Origin of the sequence: Acinetobacter rudis (genome assembly GCF_031157835.1) — a bacterium.
GTDB classification, from domain to species: domain Bacteria; phylum Pseudomonadota; class Gammaproteobacteria; order Pseudomonadales; family Moraxellaceae; genus Acinetobacter; species Acinetobacter rudis_A.
This window is the reverse complement of the sequence record NZ_JAVIDR010000032.1, coordinates 1-15,820: the sequence shown is the minus strand read 5'-3', so window position 1 is coordinate 15,820 and position 15,820 is coordinate 1. Positions and strand designations below refer to the sequence as shown.

Genomic DNA, 15,820 nt, shown 5'->3' with positions numbered 1-15,820 from the left:
TAGAGCGTAAGTTTTTACGCTTGTGGTCATGTAATTGATTAAGAACCTGCAAAGCAGGCTCAAAGAATGACTGGATATTTTGTTGATCTGTGCTCATGAAACCTCCGCTAATGATTGCTCAGTTTCAGAAAGGCGGTGTTTAACCTTGAGTTCGGCGGTTGTGGCAGTGCGGATCTCACTGATTGCCAACCAGTAAACAATAACCCTGCTCATCGATCTGCATTGAACATACCCATCAAATGATGCGTTTGGTTCTTCAACAATCTCAAATAAAACTGGGATAACGCTATTGCGTGTGCTTACTACCACATCACCGATCGCATAATCTTGATCAGTGGTGTCTTGTTGATTGCCTAGTGTGGGTTGTTTTGGTATATTTGATTTCATATTCATTGGTCTCAAAATTAATGAATTAACGACCGCTTCTATTCCCGTAGAAGCGGTTTTTATTTGACCATTTTCCGTTCGCAGTGTTCACAACGATCAATTTGTCTGAATGGGTCAAGCTGTTCTCTCGCAACACCTGAAACTTTTGCCATAAGATTATTGTCATCTTCACAGCGCTTCTTATCTTGTATGGCTAACCATCTTAAATACTGGCTATTTGACCAATCTCGCTCATACGCCTTACTCGCTACATGTTCTGCAATATCTTCTGGAAGATGCGCAGGCATACATACAGTCTTCTTACCTAGTTCCGCTAACCGGTATCTGTTAGAAAATTTACCCATGGTTGTCCTCAAGTGGTTATTTGCTGTAAATCAGCTTTGAGTTTTCCTTCAGTTAAAACTTCAAAAAGTGCCTGTGTTCTTGGTGGAATTCCAAACTTCTCCCACTCCCAAACAGTGGTTCTTCCATATTTAATTTTTTGAGCCAAATTAGTGTTGTTCTTAACACCAAAATGCTCTCGCAATTCCGCAACATTCATATTCTATTAACCGAATTAAATTGTTCGATTAAGTGAAACATATATTCGTGTATCCGTCAATAAATTCGTTCACAATTCCGAACATGTTAAGGAGATTTTCATGGACACTTCAGGTCGCATCAATTTAAAAATGAAGGAATTGGGTTTGACTCAAGCAGATCTTATTAGAAGTACTGGTGCAGGGCGTGCAACTGTTCATGGTTGGGTGAATGGAACCAATAAACCAAGTGCCAAACATATTAATGCGCTATCAAATGCTCTAAAAACAACACCCCAGTGGTTATTGGATGGGCATGAATCACATGGACCATCGCACTCAACAACTAGTGAGATTAATTGCAAACCTGTTTTTGCGTGGGAGACACCTGAAGATCTAGACCCAAATGCTTACGTGATTATTCCACATGTTAATGTTAGGTTTTCAGCTGGAAATGGCTGTATTGCAGAGTTTGAACCAACAGAAAAAGAATTAGGTACTGCACAGCCAATTGATTGGATTCATAAGAAAAAAATATCACCCAAAAACCTGGTCACGGTTGATATTGATGGTGACAGCATGGAGCCACGTATTCCAAATGGTAGTGTTGTTATGCTGGACAAGTCTATTAATACACTAGATCAAGTGCAAAGTGGCCGAGTTTACGCCATTCGATATGGTAATGAATTAAAAATCAAGCGACTATCACGGCGTTTTGATGGTGCACTAATCATTGATAGCGATAATCCAGAATACAAGACTGAAATCGTAGAGCTCAATCAACTTGAACACATTAGCATCATCGGGAAATATGTTTCTCACTCTTATGATGGTGAAATCTAGGAATTTCTCATAAAAAATCTTTAAGGAAAGAAATCGCAATGATAGCAACACTGAATAAATCTAAAACTGCGCTAACGATTAATCGTCAAGAGTTTAAATTGGCATTAGCCAAAATTGATGCAGGAATTGAGAAACAAATCGCCGCACTTAAAAAAGCTGGACAAAGCTATGACGCTGCAGAAATGGCAAATGAGGTCATTAGCGAGGCTAATATCTTTGAGGCTATTATTGAGGGATTTAACGAGGCTGAAGGCACTAATTTAAAGGTGACTGACATTACTAATATGGAATTGGCTCAAGGCTGGATTGATGAGTTTTTGGAGAAGTATGCTGAGGTGTGAGGTGCCAGAAATAGCGGTTACAAAGCTACATTTAAAAAATCATGCATCTGGTTGTGACGAACGTAGTTGTAGACATTCAAACTAGCACTACTTAATCCTAACTTCCCTACTATGGACTCAACTAAACAAGAGGTCCGTATTATTGGTGTGGTTGTGGAGCATGTAAGACAATTTTGGAAGTGAGCTTCTTAGTAAGAACTACACGACTTTACTAATTTTTAAAATCAAGAGTTATTTAAACTAAAATGGGGGAAATATGATTGACATCAACAGTATTGACTGGATTAAAACCTTTGAACTAATAGTTGGGGTAATTACTGCATTATTAGGTAGTAGTTGGATTATTAATAAATATAAAAACACATCACAAAATAACATTTCAATCAATGGAAATCATAATTCTGTTAATAATGCAGGAAAAAATATTAATAATGTTCAAAAGTAATTACAATAACTCAATAGATGGTGATGACAATAATATTAATAATGCCCAAAGAGATATTAATATTCATCACCACAACTCTACAAGCAATGAGCCTAGACCTTCAAATATCCAGAGATTACTAGAAGGTATTTCTGATTTAGAAATGCTTGAATCAGTTGCCGAGCCTGATACCCTCCCTTATACTATAAAAGATAAAATAGAGTACAATGATTTATCTGATTATTTAGATGACTTAGATGATTATATGGATTGGCAATATACTATCGTGCAACGTTTAAATTTTTTAGAAATGAATGGATTTCCAGGAACTCGCGATCGAATTATTGCCTTTGTACGCAGAAAATGGAGAAAAATAAAATTTGCTTTCACAGCAGAACATCCAGATAAAATAGTTTATGAACTATGTAAGGAAATTGAAAATGAATTGAAACATGTTGTGAATGATAAATTAAATCATGAAGATATTAGTTGTACTATATATGTTGTATTCTATGTTTTTTCAGAATGTAAAATTTTTGAGAAACCTCCATGCTCATTTTAACAGAACGAAATCCTGATAATTCTTTATATTATTTAGGATCTAGAGTAATCACATTTTTTTATGAGAATAATCAAGAGTTCTATATTACAGAACTATACTCACTTATTTCTCAAGAAATAAACCTACCATTTCATCGCTTTATTTTAACTTTAGATTGGCTTTTTATGTTAGGAATTATAAGCGATAGTCATTCAGGAAAAGTCTCTTTATGTATCTAGAACAACTCATTATCAAAGATAAAAATGGACTATTAATCAGAGAGGTTGAGTTCAAATTAGGATTAAATATAGTTTTAGGTATAAAAACTGATGGGCAAGGGAGTACTAATAGCTTGGGTAAAACTACTCTCCTTAGGGCTATTGATTTTTGTATGGATGGAAAGTATCCAAGTTTTTATCAAGATGATGAGAATAAAAATGTTGTAAATAAGGATGTTTTAAATTTTTTAAAAAAATCTGAGCCAAAATTTAGTTTAAAACTAACTAAAAGCTTAAAACATAAGTCTAGCTTTAATATTACATTCTCTCGCCAGCTTATTTCAAAGCCTACTAGCAAAAACCCTAATGCATTTAAAATAATTCACTTTATAAATGATGAAATCGTAGACTCAAAATACTATAGTTTTTCTCTTCAAGAGGTACTATTTAAATCTAAAACTGAAAAACCATCATTTCGCCAGCTTATAACCAAATTTATTAGAAAAGATGATGAGCAAGTTAGTAAAATACTAAGATATTATCCTTTTTGTAGTGATGTTGATTATGAAAACATACACTTTACTTTATTTGGGTACCAGAACCCTAAGGAAATTGAAAAAAAGCTTTTTCAAGAAAAAGCTATTAAAAATCTAAAGGAGAAGATTAAGGTTGTAGACACCCTTAAACCAATTGGTATTGAACAAATTATTAGTGTAAACCAAAACACACTAGAGGAACTCACTCAAAAGAGAGATTCATTTAAGATTAATGAGAAATATAACTATGAGGAAGATGAATTAGCCAAACTAAACCAAAAAATATTCAATATAGATAACAATATATCTGATTTAGAATTAAATAAAGAAATTCTAATTAATAGGCTAGATATAATTAGGACCTCAGATTTTAAAGATAACTCAAAAACAATTGAGTTAATTTATAAAGAGGCACAAATGTATAACATTGATCTTCAAAAAAAATTTGAACAAACAGTTATATTTCACAACAGAATGATTGAAAATGAAAAATTATATTTAGAAAAAAGAATCCAAAAAATTAATAAAAAAATTGAAAATCTTCAGGATCTTCGTACAGATTTCACAGTATCCTATTCCAATCTATTGGATAACTTATCTCAAAATGGCTCTTTGGCACAATACACCCAATTAAATAATGAAATTAATGAATTATCAAAAAAAATTTCTGAAAACAATGCTCTTCAATTGCAATCTATTTCACTTAATAATGAGTTGGAGCTGCTTAAAAAGCATCATGAAGAAACTATTTCACTAATTGAAAGTAATATTAATAATTTTAAAGTTAAAAATATTAACATTTTTAATGAATATTTTTCAAAATATTCAATGGAAATATATAATCAAGTATATGTATTAGCTTTTGATAAATACAAAGATATATATAAGTTTGAAATATCTGCTGTTGAATCAAACGTTGGAAGCGGTAAAAAGCAAGCTTTAGTGATAGCTTTTGATCTTGCGTACTCTGCTTTTATTCAAGACACAAGAATAAACTTACCTTATCCAAGATTCTCAACTCAAGACAAAGTTGAAATCATTGATTCAGATAATCTACAAAAACTAGCAGAGCTTGCAAACTCTGCAAATTGCCAATTAATTTTTCCACTTATTGAAGATAAGAGCTTAAATCTCAAGTTAGAAGACTCAGTACGATTAATTCTGAGTCAAGAAAATCAGTTTTTCAATATCGAAAAATATCAGGTGATTTAAATTTATTAATAATTTCCTCAACCCACCCAGTGTGGGTTTTCTTTTGTCTATTAAAACACAGTTCGATTAAAAGAATAACAAAACAGAACAAAACCGAATTTTTTATTGACTTTAATGTTCGGCTATACGAATATAGTGTTCAACAAGTATAAAAAAGCCCCAACACTTCCTACGGCGACGGGGCTTTTTCTAAACAACAGGTGAATTATGAACGTAAAAAACCCATCAATCAATCCCAGTACTATAGGTCTTATGTTACGCAGACCGTTTAGTGCGTTTGTTTTAGTCGGCTCTTTAAGTGTTGTTGCTCTTTTTGCATATAACGACCACACGGCGAAACAAACAACCTTTGCCCCTATCTCAGCTTATACACCTTCAACTTATGGCCTTGAGTCATTAAAGCTTACCAGCCCTACAACTGGCACGGCGATCATCACTCTTGATGATTTCATTCTAAATGTTGATTTCGACTATATAACTGTACCTGATAGCTATGGCTCTCATGGTACTGAGTTCACTAACGTTGAAGTTTCAGAACTAAAAGAAATTAAGATCAAAACTCTTGATGGTACAGAGTTCCGTGACTTCACCAATGCAAATGACCACCAGCAAATCAATGCAATGATCGTTAGTTATATCTTGCAGCATCATTTGGTGGAGGGCGTGTAAATGGCTCAACTATTTTTCGCTATGCACCGTGGTCGAGATGATGAAAACCGCCATATGGTTAGTCTTGGTAAAGATCACCCTGTTACTTATGTCATGGATGAAAATCATCAAATTTTCAAACTAGGTTTTAACAAAAAGCTAAGCCTAGTTTCTGAAGAAGTTCACGCCAAATACCCTTGGATTCGAAGCGGTATTTTTGAAGCTATTCGCAGAGATGCTGCATCTAATGCGCGCTCTGCTATTGAATCTAGACGTCGTAAACAAAATCGTTTCTTTGCGTAGGAGTGGCTCAAATGGTTAATTCAAACAACCCAAACATGAAATTATGGTCTGAGTTGAGTATTACAGATCCTAGCAAAGTAAAACCAATTACTGGAAAGCAATATAAAGGCAATTCACCACAACCGTATTGGCTTGTACAGCGAGCTACTGAGCAATTCGGCCCTTGTGGTCAAGGTTGGGGAATTGAGGTTAAAGCTCAAGGGTATCAGCAACTTGATGCTGAAAACATCATGCATTGGGCTACTGTCATTTTCTGGTATATGAAAGATGGGGTTAAGTGTTCAACTGAGCACATGGGTGGCACCAAAGCTATGTATAAAACAAAAAGTGGTCTCTCATATGATGAAGATGCTCCTAAAAAATCTGTAACAGATGCCATGGTTAAAGCAATGAGTTTCTTGGGCTTTGCTGGTGATATCTTCTCAGGACTTTGGGATGACTGTAAGTATCGAGAATATGCTGCTGAACATCATAACCAAGGAAATCAGCAACAAGTACAACAACCTGTTGCTAATCAAGAAAAGCCCATAGCTCAACGCTATCAAGATGCCCTTAAAGCAATTGCTTCGGCTAAAAAGATAGACACTTTAAATAAGGCGGTTAGTACATTTGGGCCTACTCAATATGCTGCTGCCATTCAGCGAGCATGTAACGCTCGTGCAGATCAGATGGGTTGGTCTACTCCACCAGTAAATCAAAACCAAACCAGTAGCCAAGTACGTCATTGAGGAAATAGTTAATGCAAAATCTAATTTCTGCTCAAGAAGCATTTAACGCAGTTGTAGCTGGCAAGCATGTGCTTTGCCGTGCTGTAGGTGAATTGATGGACTTTGACGATCTTGATCAATTCCCTGCAACCATCTTTGCTAAGCCAGGTTATGAGTTCTGCATCAAGATTGAAACCATTGAAGTGGCTGGTATTACTTTTACTAAGCCTTTGACGCTTGATGAAATTAAAAAAGACCAGGATGTTTTTATAGTTCATGTGGATGGCATTATTCATCACCATAAATATAAAGGCATTCATAGCCTTATCGCAACAGCAGTCAATGGTGGTTTCGCTCAACGCGACTTTGAGAATGCTAAACTTCAATATGAGGCACTTTGCAAAGTGTTAGGCGGTATGCCTTTACAAGCAAACGTAAGACTTATTGAGCCTACGTCAATTAAAGCACCACGCAAAACTAGAACTAAAGAAACTACTACTGTTGTAGAGACAGATGCCCAAAACTCAACATCAAATAATGTTGTGGAAAAGACATGTCAAAGCAATATTCAAATTACTGCCGTTGGTAAGACGACTGCCAGTGAAGACAATATCGTTTCATTTGATTCTGTAAAAGCTGACATGAAGATCGAAAAGTCTTTACGTGATCGAATTGCTGCAGCTGAAAAAATTGAAGATTTAGAAGCCCTATTACCTGAGCTTAAAAAGTTACATGGTGAATCTGGACATACAGTAATGACCGCTTATGAGCAAAAGTCACAAAAGCTTAAAGCCTCTGAAAGTCTCGATATAGATAAACTTAAAGATCTAACTTTAGCTGCAGAAGAAGCATTAACTGAAAATCAGGTTAAATCAAAGGCCCTAAAAGCTTCCTTTCAGACTGAACTATCCAGGTCTCAAAATGTTTTAACCGTTGAAAATGTCATAAGCTCAATTAATAAAAATGAAGATTTAACACAAGAGGATAAAGCAGACCTTCTTAAATTGGGTGATCTTCGTAAAAAAGATATTGTTAATGCTGAGTACGATGAAAAGCTTGAAAATCTAATGTATCGAGCATCAATTGCTGAAACACCAGCAGAAGCAAATGCACAAATCAGATATACAAAGGGTTGGACTGAGGCGCAACTTGCACCGCTACATAGAGCAATCAGCAAACGCCTAACTGAATTAAATAAAGATAGCGTTTCAGATCCTGCACCTTCTCTCATGCGTGACATTCAAAATGCCCAAGATTTAACAACACTCGATGCGCTTGAAATTGATGTGAGTTCACGTGCCCCGGATATGCAAAAAGTATTAATGGCAGAAGTTGTAAAACGCCGCTTTGAGTTGGAGAACATGTAGCCATGAAAAAGATTGTGAAACCTAAAAACCTGCTTGCTTTCAAAATTTGGCTCGAAAAGCTTGGGTATTCAGTTAAAGAAATGCAGGACGGACGAGGCTTTAATTTTCGATTTAAAAAAGAGTACGGCATGGTAACGGCTGTATTAACTGGTAATGAATTGGCTCAGAAGCTTGGTGCTGAATTTGAAGATCATTTGGCTAGTCCGAATTATCCCGAAGTTATTGGAGTGTGAAGTGATGAGTACACCTGTCGATTTAAACACAGCCCTATTTGCCCAACTCGAACGATTGAGCAACCCCGAACTACATGGCGAAGAACTCGCAGCGGAAATTCAACGCTCAGATGCAATTGAAAAAATCAGTGAGCAAGTGATTAAAAATAACAATATGCGTCTGAATGCGGCAAAGCTAGTTGCCGAATATCGTGGCGTGAAAAATGCTGAATCAGTAGAAATTCCGCAAAATCTAATCGGGTGACACATGGCTAAAGGTATAGCGATAAAATATACGTCTGAGCAGTTAGCCTTTATTGAAGCTAACTACACCTTAGAGCGTAAAGTATTAACTGAGAAAGTGAATTTAAGGTTCAATACAAAACTAACAGTAGATCAGATAAAAGCGCTGTGTACTCGCAAAGGTTGGAAAACAGGTCGCACTGGCTTTTTTGCTAAAGGCGGTAAACCTTGGAACACTGGTACTAAAGGTGTTGTAAAACCAAATAGTGGCAACTTTCAAAAAGGCCAAGTGCCTTGGAATCATCAACCAATTGGATATGAGCGTATCTGCAGTAAAGATGGTTATGTATATATTAAAACTGCAGAGCCTGATGTTTTTGAATTAAAACACCGCGTTATATGGGCTGCCAAACACGGCCCAATACCTGATGACCATGTTATAGCGTTTAAGAATATGGACAAGACTGATTGCAGAGCAGAAAACCTAATTTTGCTCAATCGTTCTGAGTTGGTTCGTTATAACCAAACATTCAAAAAGATAGCAACACCAGGAACAAATGAATCTTGTTTAATTCTAGCAAAGATTAAGAGCAAGAAATTTTCGTTAATGAGGGCTATAGAGTGATGGATATTCAGAAAGAACATGGTCGTGAGGCTTTTGAGGAATTTGAATTTCAAAAAAGACCTTTTGCTAGCAAGAAAGTCCTTTTTCAAAAATACGATCCTGCACGAATTGGTGACTGTGATGGCAATGAAGGTAAATACTATTGTGCTGAAATGCAGGAAAAATGGGAAATTTGGCAGCATGTTGCCCAAGCCATACCAAAAGGTTTTGTTTTGGTGCCGAAAGAATCACTTAAAATTGCCCTACTTTGGATGGATGAAGATATTGATCCTTGGCAAATGGGAGGTGACAGTTTTGCTCAACTATATGAACACAAGCCAATTCTTGAAAAAGCCATGCTCGAAGCTGCGGAGGGTAATTAATGGACATACCTGAAATGAAATTAGAAGGTTCACCAGCCGAGGTGGCAGAACAGCTCTTTACTATGATTATTGGCCCTATGTTTGACCATCTAGTAAAGGAAAATCCTGCATTAGCTGTTGAATTTGGTTATTGTGTTGCTGGTAACGCTATTGCTTGTTGCTTAAACAGCATTAGTGAAGTAAATCACGGCGAAAAATTAATTATTGAGTCAACTAAATCTATGGTTGCTGACATTAAGCGCCATAGAAACAAAATCTGCTAAGGTGAAGTAATGGAAACTGCAAATAAACAAGCATTTTGGGTTATTGAAAAAGTGTTATTTGAATCCGCTTTCATTCACTCTCACCTATTACCATTCTTTGATTTCAATATGAATACTGGTGACTATGAAATAAAAGATGGCTGTACTGGTTATGAGGATATTGATAAAGCATTCGAATTAATTAATACAGCATGGACTATGTGGATTAGAGCTAAACAAAATGCCATGCCAAAAGGGTTTGTTTTGATCAATAAAGAATGCTCAGACGAGATGGCTGAAGTAATTGCAACCACGGCGAACGTATGTGGTGGTATTGCTAATGATATTTATGATGCTGTGATTCAGCAGGCTGTGGTTGAAGCTACGGAGGGTAAATAGATGGCTGTACTTAAAGTTAACCCTGAATCTATTGAACACTTAACAAATTTGGTTGAAAAATTAATTAATCAAAAAGAAGAGCGGCGCATTGGTCGGGCTGAATTTGCACACATGCTCAACATTGAGCCTGAAACATTAGATGCTAGAATACGTGATGGAAGGTATAGCAAACCGCACAAGGATGGAAGAAAGAGTTATTGGCTACTTTCTTACGTGCAATCGGTTGTCACAAACACCAAAGAATCTGCTACAGTAGCCGCGTAAAGCGGCTATTTTTATACCTGTATAAAATGTAGTACATTCTCAACATTGAGTACTAAATTGAGTACAGTTTTACAGCCAAGAAGTTTTTCACTTTAATTTCAAGAGGTTAAGCTAAATATGCTTCTCATGATCGACAATTATGACTCTTTTACCTATAACATCGTCCAATATTTTGGTGAGTTGAATCAAGAAGTAAAAGTTGTCCGTAATGATGCCGTGACTCTGGAGGATATTGAGCGATGGCAACCAAAATATTTAGTTATTGGACCTGGTCCTTGTTCACCAACAGAAGCAGGTATATCTGTCGCTGCAATTCAACATTTTGCTGGGAAAATTCCATTACTTGGTGTTTGTTTAGGGCATCAAAGTATTGGACAAGCATTTGGTGGTCAAATCGTACGTGCTAAAAAAGTTATGCATGGTCGTTTATCTAATATGTATCACAGTAATTCTGGGATTTTTAGTAATCTTCCATCACCTTTTTCAGCGACACGTTACCACTCCCTAGTGATTGATCAGGCGACTTTACCTCCATGTTTAGAACTAACATGTTGGACCAATGAAGCTGATGGCTCGATAGAGGAAATTATGGGGATTAAGCATAAGACACTACCGATTGAAGGTGTGCAGTTCCATCCCGAATCTATTTTAAGTCAGCATGGCCATCAAATATTTAAAAACTTTCTTGAAATTTATGCATAAGTGAAACCAATGAAGATTCAACAAGCACTCAGTCATATTACCAAAAATATTCACCTTACCCAGTCTCAAATGGAAGATGTAATGCGTACCATTATGAGTGGTGAGGCTACCGATGCACAAATTGGTGCCTTAATGATGGGACTTCGCCTAAAGGGTGAAAGTATCGATGAAATTACAGCTGCGGCACGTGTAATGCGTGAATTTGCTATTAAAATTAATGTCAGTGATTTACCCTATCTTATTGATATCGTAGGTACTGGTGGCGATGGCCAAAATCTATTTAACGTTTCTACCGCTTCAAGTTTTGTTATTGCTGCGGCTGGTGCCACAATCGCCAAGCATGGAAACCGCGGCGTATCCTCAAACTCTGGATCATCCGATCTACTTGAAAGAGCTGGTATTCAACTTGATTTAGACATGCAGCAAACAGAACGTTGCATCCGCGAAATAGGAGTAGGATTTCTATTTGCACCAAATCATCACAAAGCTATGAAATATGCGATTGGCCCACGTAAGGAATTGGGTATACGCAGTATTTTCAACTTACTTGGCCCGCTTACGAATCCGGCAGGAGTAAAACGTTTTGTTATTGGTGTTTTTTCAAATGAATTATGTCGTCCAATTGCAGAAGTAATGAAGCAACTGGGTGCTGAACACGTCATGGTTGTACATTCACATGATGGACTGGATGAAATTAGTTTAGCTTCCAAAACCTATGTTGCTGAGCTAAAAAATGGTGAAATAACCGAATGGACAATTAATCCAGAAGATGTTGATATTGAATCTCAGACACTGGCTGGCCTTAGTGTAGAAAATTCCACCGACAGTTTAGCACTTATTAAAGATGCTTTATCTCGCAATAAAACAGCTCGTGGTGAAAAAGCTGCAAATATGATCGCACTCAATGCTGGCGCTGGTTTATATGTGTCTGGTATGACACTCAACTATAAACAAGGCGTAGCATTAGCACACGATATTATCTACGGTGGACAAGCTCTAGAAAAAATCAGCGTCTTGGCAGAATTTACCAAAACGCTCAAGCAATACCAAGTTTAGGGATTACGTCATGCAAAGTATTTCAAATACGATTTTAGGGAAAATCATTGACCGCAAAGCTGAAGAGCTTAATGCACGGTTAAAACTTCATAGCTTATATGATATCGAACAGCTTGCTCGAGATGCTCATCCATGTCGTGGTTTCAAACAGGCTTTAAAAGGAAAATCTCCAGCAGTCATCGCTGAAATCAAAAAAGCCTCTCCCTCTAAAGGTGTTATTCGACAAAATTTTAATCCTGCTGAAATAGCAGAACAGTATCAACATGCAGGTGCTGCATGTCTCTCTGTTCTAACAGATGTCGACTTCTTTCAAGGCGCAGATGAAAATATTGCAATAGCAAAAAAGCATTGCGACTTACCTGTTTTACGTAAAGATTTTTTAATTGATCCATACCAAGTTATTGAAGCACGTGCGCTTGATGCAGATTGCATCTTGCTTATTGTTGCAGCATTATCTGATCAACAATTAAAGGAAATGTCACAAACAGCCTTTGAACATAATCTTGATGTATTGGTTGAAGTACATGATGAAGATGAGCTAGAACGTGCCTTATTGCTATCTGACGATTGTTTACTTGGAGTGAATAACCGCAATTTAAAAACATTTGAAGTTGACTTAAATACAACTTTACGCCTCAAGAAATTGCTCAATTCATCACGCACATTAGTTACAGAAAGCGGTATTGCTACAACGTCCGATATACAGATGATGCAAGATCATGACATTAATACCTTCTTAGTAGGTGAAAGTTTCATGAAACAACCCGACCCAGCTAAAGCATTCAATGAATTGTTTGGCAATGTTAGTACTATCTAAGTATAAGTTTAATTATGAGTAATTCTGATTCATCACTTTCAAAAGCTCAACAAAAGCTTTTGAAAGCCTTTAAACAACAGCTTTCTCAACCTGCGCCCTTAAAGGTGCAGGTTGAGGAAACTCAAGCAACGATTACCTCTTCTCTTAGTCAAGAACAAGAGGATGAGTTACTGTTTAAACATGCGTTACAAGGAGTAACTGCCTTAACAGATTCAAATATTGCAAAAATTGAAAAACCACGCCACTTAAAAGCAGATGCTAAAACGTTAGCGAAACGAGCTGCTGCTGAAGGTCCCATGTTAACAGAAGATGCTGAGTTATCTGATACACATGCAATGCTCAATCCTGTAGCGAGCCAAGCAAAACTAAGTTATCGCATTGCAACTTTACAACATAAAGTATTTGAAGATTTAAAAGCTGGTAATTTACGCTGGTTCGAGGCTGTCGATTTGCATGGCTGTACAATTGAAGATGCGCGTCTTGCTGTACAACAAATCATTCAAATTGCAAAAAATGAAAACCAAAATGTACTTAAAATTGTTCATGGTAAAGGACCTGAGGCCATTTTAAAAAGTCATGTGAATAGTTGGCTTCGACAGCATCGTGATGTTTTAGCATTTGTCAGCGCTCCAGAAAATCAAGGTGGTACTGGTGCTGTTTTAGTTCTGCTTAAAAGAGCTGAGAAAAATCCTAAGTTTAAATAAGTTATCCAACTTATATTTAAAACAGTTTCAATGGCATTTTCTTGTTACAATGCCCTCCTAGTTCGATCCGTTATAAGTGAACACCTTATGTCTATGCAGCAATCTTATGCAAATATCCTTTCAGCCGTTGGGGAGGATTTAAATCGCCCAGGCCTACAAGATACCCCTATGCGTGCTGCTAAAGCTTTTTCATTTTTAACTTCTGGTTACACTCAATCAATTGAAGAAGTTACAAATAATGCAGTATTTCCATCAGATAACCCAGAAATGGTGTTGGTAAAAAATATTGAGTTTTACTCTCTATGTGAACATCATCTCTTACCTTTCTCTGGTCGTGTCCATATTGGTTATTTACCAGAAGGTAAAGTGTTAGGTTTGTCTAAATTTGCACGTATTACTGAAATGTTTGCACGTCGCTTACAAATTCAAGAAAACTTAACTCAGCAAATTGCCGAAGCAATCGCCCAAGTGACTGGTGCACGTGGTGTTGCAGTAGTCATTGATTCTGCACATATGTGTATGATGATGCGTGGAGTAAGTAAACAAGAATCGACCACGCGTACTGTATCTTTCATTGGTGATTTTAAAACACATAAAGACGAACGTCGTGAATTTTTACAAGCTGTACCTGAGAGTTATAAGTAATTATTTCATATATGAAAACAAAAACCCTATCAGATGTTGATAGGGTTTTTTCTTATAAACAAGAAGATGTTTTATTGTTTTTCAACACCAGTGATTTCAACGCTCACTCGACGGTCTTGTTGTAAGCAAGCACGTTGTGCATTGCCTTTCGCTACAGCAAAACATCCATCACTTAAAGGTTCTTTTTTACCAGCACTAGCATACGTAATCACTTGCTCAGGGATTCTAGCACCCATCAAGTAATTTCGTACTGTTTCAGCACGTTTTAAGCCCAATTGATAGTTATACTGTTCAGAACCAAGACGGTCTGTATGACCAACCAAATGAATTTTACTTACAGTTGCATAACCTTGGTTAATCTGTGTTACCAATTGATCTAATTCACGTTGCCCTTTAGGTAATAAATCGCTATGTGATGATCCATCAAATTTAAATAAAGCATCTGCACTTAAATTAAACTGCTTACTTCGTACTGGGGCAGCCTCCATCACTTGTTGTATAACTTTAGTCTCTGTTGGGTACATAAATTTTTGACAATCTTCTCCCTTCCAACTCAAACGCTCTGCAACATAATGTTTGTCATAATCAATACGAAGTTGACAACGCTTATATTCTTGAGTGTTCGGCTTACGAATGTCTAAAACATAGTTCCAAGTTTTAACAAATATCAAGCCTTCACTAAAGTGTGGATTACCCAAAATATGACGGAATTGATCCTTATTTGAACCCACGCCTAGTCGTGCAACATCTGAATACTCATAACGTTTCACTTCTTTTAAGTAGCTACGATCAATCGCTGGAAACGTTACTTCGTCCGTTGAGGTTAAAGCTACTTCTTCTGCATTTATCGACATGCTTGTGATGACCACTAAACTGCCGATTAAACTTTTAACAATACTTTTCATAATATGTGAATCTCTAAAGTTAAATTTGATAGAAAGGCTGAGTTCAGCCTTCCTACTGTTCATCGATCGTTTAATTAATCAATTACGCCACTGATACCAATACGGAAGCTTGGATCACCTTCAGAAGCCGCTGCAATACCACCAGTCAATGACCAGCGACCATTGTCAGCAGTTTTACGTAAGGTTACACCTACCGCATTTTCACCACCATGGTGTGCAGCAGCTGCCGCATACGACCATTTGCCTGCTACATATGGTGCTGTTTCAAGCGCCATGGCAGCTGCAATACCTGCATTGGCACGTTTTTCAACATTATCAATACGTTGGTTGGTTGTTTGGAACAAGTTATCTACCTTGTTATTCAATTGAGTACTACGGTCATCCAAGGCATGAAGCGCATCACCTACGTTGTTATAGCTACCGCCATTTACATTGTAAGTTGGACCTGTCCATTCACCATTTTCAAACTTCGTACCACCACCAAGGTAATTACTCACATTGGTATTAGTTGTATTCAACTGGCCACCGTTCACAGCATCTTTAGAGTCTTTAGCAATCTTACCATCTGCAACACCCGTTACTTTCTTGTCGCCAGCATG

The 15,820-nt window shown here is 36.9% G+C and carries 27 protein-coding genes; 22 read left to right on the top strand and 5 right to left on the bottom strand.

Features of this window, described 5'->3' with window-relative positions; translation table 11 throughout:
- Positions 1-93: 93 nt before the first annotated feature.
- The 3 genes from RFH42_RS16350 to RFH42_RS16340 are packed head-to-tail and all read right to left on the bottom strand — an operon-like array spanning position 94 to position 928.
- Positions 94-393 (bottom strand): hypothetical protein, encoded by a 300-nt coding sequence (locus tag RFH42_RS16350; protein ID WP_308976976.1) that lies wholly within the window; start codon positions 391-393, stop codon positions 94-96.
- Positions 394-446: 53 nt separating this feature from the next.
- Positions 447-731, bottom strand: a complete 285-nt coding sequence (locus tag RFH42_RS16345) for a hypothetical protein (protein ID WP_308976974.1) — start codon at positions 729-731, stop codon at positions 447-449.
- Between the two features lie 8 nt (positions 732-739).
- Positions 740-928 (bottom strand): hypothetical protein, encoded by a 189-nt coding sequence (locus tag RFH42_RS16340; RefSeq protein ID WP_308976973.1) that lies wholly within the window; start codon positions 926-928, stop codon positions 740-742.
- A 100-nt stretch (positions 929-1,028) separates the two neighbouring features.
- On the opposite strand from RFH42_RS16340, the gene RFH42_RS16335 reads away from it, so the two are divergent.
- From RFH42_RS16335 to folE, 22 genes are all read left to right on the top strand, one after another.
- Positions 1,029-1,748, top strand: a complete 720-nt coding sequence (locus RFH42_RS16335) for a S24 family peptidase (protein WP_308976971.1) — start codon at positions 1,029-1,031, stop codon at positions 1,746-1,748.
- 38 nt (positions 1,749-1,786) lie between these two features.
- On the top strand, positions 1,787-2,089 hold the full coding sequence (locus tag RFH42_RS16330) for a hypothetical protein (protein ID WP_308976970.1): 303 nt from the start codon (positions 1,787-1,789) through the stop codon (positions 2,087-2,089).
- A 256-nt stretch (positions 2,090-2,345) separates the two neighbouring features.
- On the top strand, positions 2,346-2,534 hold the full coding sequence (locus tag RFH42_RS16325; RefSeq protein ID WP_308976968.1) for a hypothetical protein: 189 nt from the start codon (positions 2,346-2,348) through the stop codon (positions 2,532-2,534).
- Positions 2,521-3,075 carry an ABC-three component system protein gene (locus RFH42_RS16320; protein WP_308976967.1) on the top strand — a complete coding sequence of 185 codons (555 nt, stop codon included), beginning with the start codon at positions 2,521-2,523 and terminating at the stop codon, positions 3,073-3,075. The genes RFH42_RS16325 and RFH42_RS16320 overlap by 14 nt, the downstream gene beginning before the upstream one ends.
- Positions 3,063-3,293: an ABC-three component system middle component 6 gene (locus tag RFH42_RS16920; protein WP_374990848.1), complete on the top strand. Its 231-nt coding sequence runs from the start codon at positions 3,063-3,065 to the stop codon at positions 3,291-3,293. The genes RFH42_RS16320 and RFH42_RS16920 overlap by 13 nt, the downstream gene beginning before the upstream one ends.
- A complete protein-coding gene (locus tag RFH42_RS16315; protein ID WP_308976964.1) occupies positions 3,284-5,020 on the top strand; it encodes a hypothetical protein in 1,737 nt (578 codons plus the stop codon). The genes RFH42_RS16920 and RFH42_RS16315 overlap by 10 nt, the downstream gene beginning before the upstream one ends.
- A gap of 207 nt (positions 5,021-5,227) precedes the next feature.
- Positions 5,228-5,689: a hypothetical protein gene (locus RFH42_RS16310; RefSeq protein ID WP_308976963.1), complete on the top strand. Its 462-nt coding sequence runs from the start codon at positions 5,228-5,230 to the stop codon at positions 5,687-5,689.
- Positions 5,690-5,971, top strand: coding sequence for a hypothetical protein (locus RFH42_RS16305; protein ID WP_308976962.1), 282 nt, complete (start codon positions 5,690-5,692; stop codon positions 5,969-5,971).
- A gap of 11 nt (positions 5,972-5,982) precedes the next feature.
- Positions 5,983-6,699, top strand: coding sequence for a hypothetical protein (locus tag RFH42_RS16300; RefSeq protein ID WP_308976960.1), 717 nt, complete (start codon positions 5,983-5,985; stop codon positions 6,697-6,699).
- A gap of 11 nt (positions 6,700-6,710) precedes the next feature.
- Positions 6,711-8,045: a hypothetical protein gene (locus tag RFH42_RS16295; RefSeq protein WP_308976959.1), complete on the top strand. Its 1,335-nt coding sequence runs from the start codon at positions 6,711-6,713 to the stop codon at positions 8,043-8,045.
- A 2-nt stretch (positions 8,046-8,047) separates the two neighbouring features.
- Positions 8,048-8,278, top strand: coding sequence for a hypothetical protein (locus RFH42_RS16290; RefSeq protein ID WP_308976958.1), 231 nt, complete (start codon positions 8,048-8,050; stop codon positions 8,276-8,278).
- 4 nt (positions 8,279-8,282) lie between these two features.
- The gene (locus RFH42_RS16285; RefSeq protein ID WP_308976956.1) at positions 8,283-8,522 is read left to right on the top strand and encodes a hypothetical protein; all 240 of its coding nucleotides are present in this window, start codon (positions 8,283-8,285) and stop codon (positions 8,520-8,522) included.
- A gap of 3 nt (positions 8,523-8,525) precedes the next feature.
- On the top strand, positions 8,526-9,125 hold the full coding sequence (locus RFH42_RS16280; protein ID WP_308976955.1) for an HNH endonuclease signature motif containing protein: 600 nt from the start codon (positions 8,526-8,528) through the stop codon (positions 9,123-9,125).
- Positions 9,125-9,487, top strand: a complete 363-nt coding sequence (locus RFH42_RS16275; protein ID WP_308976954.1) for a hypothetical protein — start codon at positions 9,125-9,127, stop codon at positions 9,485-9,487. The genes RFH42_RS16280 and RFH42_RS16275 overlap by 1 nt, the downstream gene beginning before the upstream one ends.
- Positions 9,488-9,501: 14 nt before the next feature.
- Positions 9,502-9,750: a hypothetical protein gene (locus tag RFH42_RS16270; protein WP_308976953.1), complete on the top strand. Its 249-nt coding sequence runs from the start codon at positions 9,502-9,504 to the stop codon at positions 9,748-9,750.
- A 9-nt stretch (positions 9,751-9,759) separates the two neighbouring features.
- Positions 9,760-10,128 carry a hypothetical protein gene (locus tag RFH42_RS16265; RefSeq protein WP_308976952.1) on the top strand — a complete coding sequence of 123 codons (369 nt, stop codon included), beginning with the start codon at positions 9,760-9,762 and terminating at the stop codon, positions 10,126-10,128.
- A complete protein-coding gene (locus tag RFH42_RS16260) occupies positions 10,129-10,392 on the top strand; it encodes a hypothetical protein (RefSeq protein WP_308976951.1) in 264 nt (87 codons plus the stop codon).
- Positions 10,393-10,509: 117 nt separating this feature from the next.
- On the top strand, positions 10,510-11,094 hold the full coding sequence (locus RFH42_RS16255) for an anthranilate synthase component II (protein WP_308976949.1): 585 nt from the start codon (positions 10,510-10,512) through the stop codon (positions 11,092-11,094).
- A 9-nt stretch (positions 11,095-11,103) separates the two neighbouring features.
- Positions 11,104-12,150: an anthranilate phosphoribosyltransferase gene (gene trpD, locus RFH42_RS16250; RefSeq protein ID WP_308976948.1), complete on the top strand. Its 1,047-nt coding sequence runs from the start codon at positions 11,104-11,106 to the stop codon at positions 12,148-12,150.
- 10 nt (positions 12,151-12,160) lie between these two features.
- Positions 12,161-12,967, top strand: a complete 807-nt coding sequence (trpC, locus tag RFH42_RS16245; RefSeq protein WP_308976947.1) for an indole-3-glycerol phosphate synthase TrpC — start codon at positions 12,161-12,163, stop codon at positions 12,965-12,967.
- Between the two features lie 14 nt (positions 12,968-12,981).
- Positions 12,982-13,671 (top strand): Smr/MutS family protein, encoded by a 690-nt coding sequence (locus tag RFH42_RS16240; RefSeq protein ID WP_308976945.1) that lies wholly within the window; start codon positions 12,982-12,984, stop codon positions 13,669-13,671.
- Positions 13,672-13,764: 93 nt separating this feature from the next.
- Positions 13,765-14,316 (top strand): GTP cyclohydrolase I FolE, encoded by a 552-nt coding sequence (gene folE / locus RFH42_RS16235; RefSeq protein ID WP_308976978.1) that lies wholly within the window; start codon positions 13,765-13,767, stop codon positions 14,314-14,316.
- Between the two features lie 71 nt (positions 14,317-14,387).
- On the opposite strand, the gene RFH42_RS16230 is transcribed toward folE, so the two are convergent.
- Together RFH42_RS16230 and RFH42_RS16225 are read right to left on the bottom strand one after the other, a co-directional pair.
- Entirely contained in the window at positions 14,388-15,170 is a 783-nt protein-coding gene (locus tag RFH42_RS16230) for an OmpA family protein (RefSeq protein WP_308976943.1), read from the bottom strand.
- Between the two features lie 125 nt (positions 15,171-15,295).
- The coding region (locus RFH42_RS16225; protein ID WP_308976941.1) for a YadA-like family protein at positions 15,296-15,820 on the bottom strand (525 nt) is incomplete at its 5' end.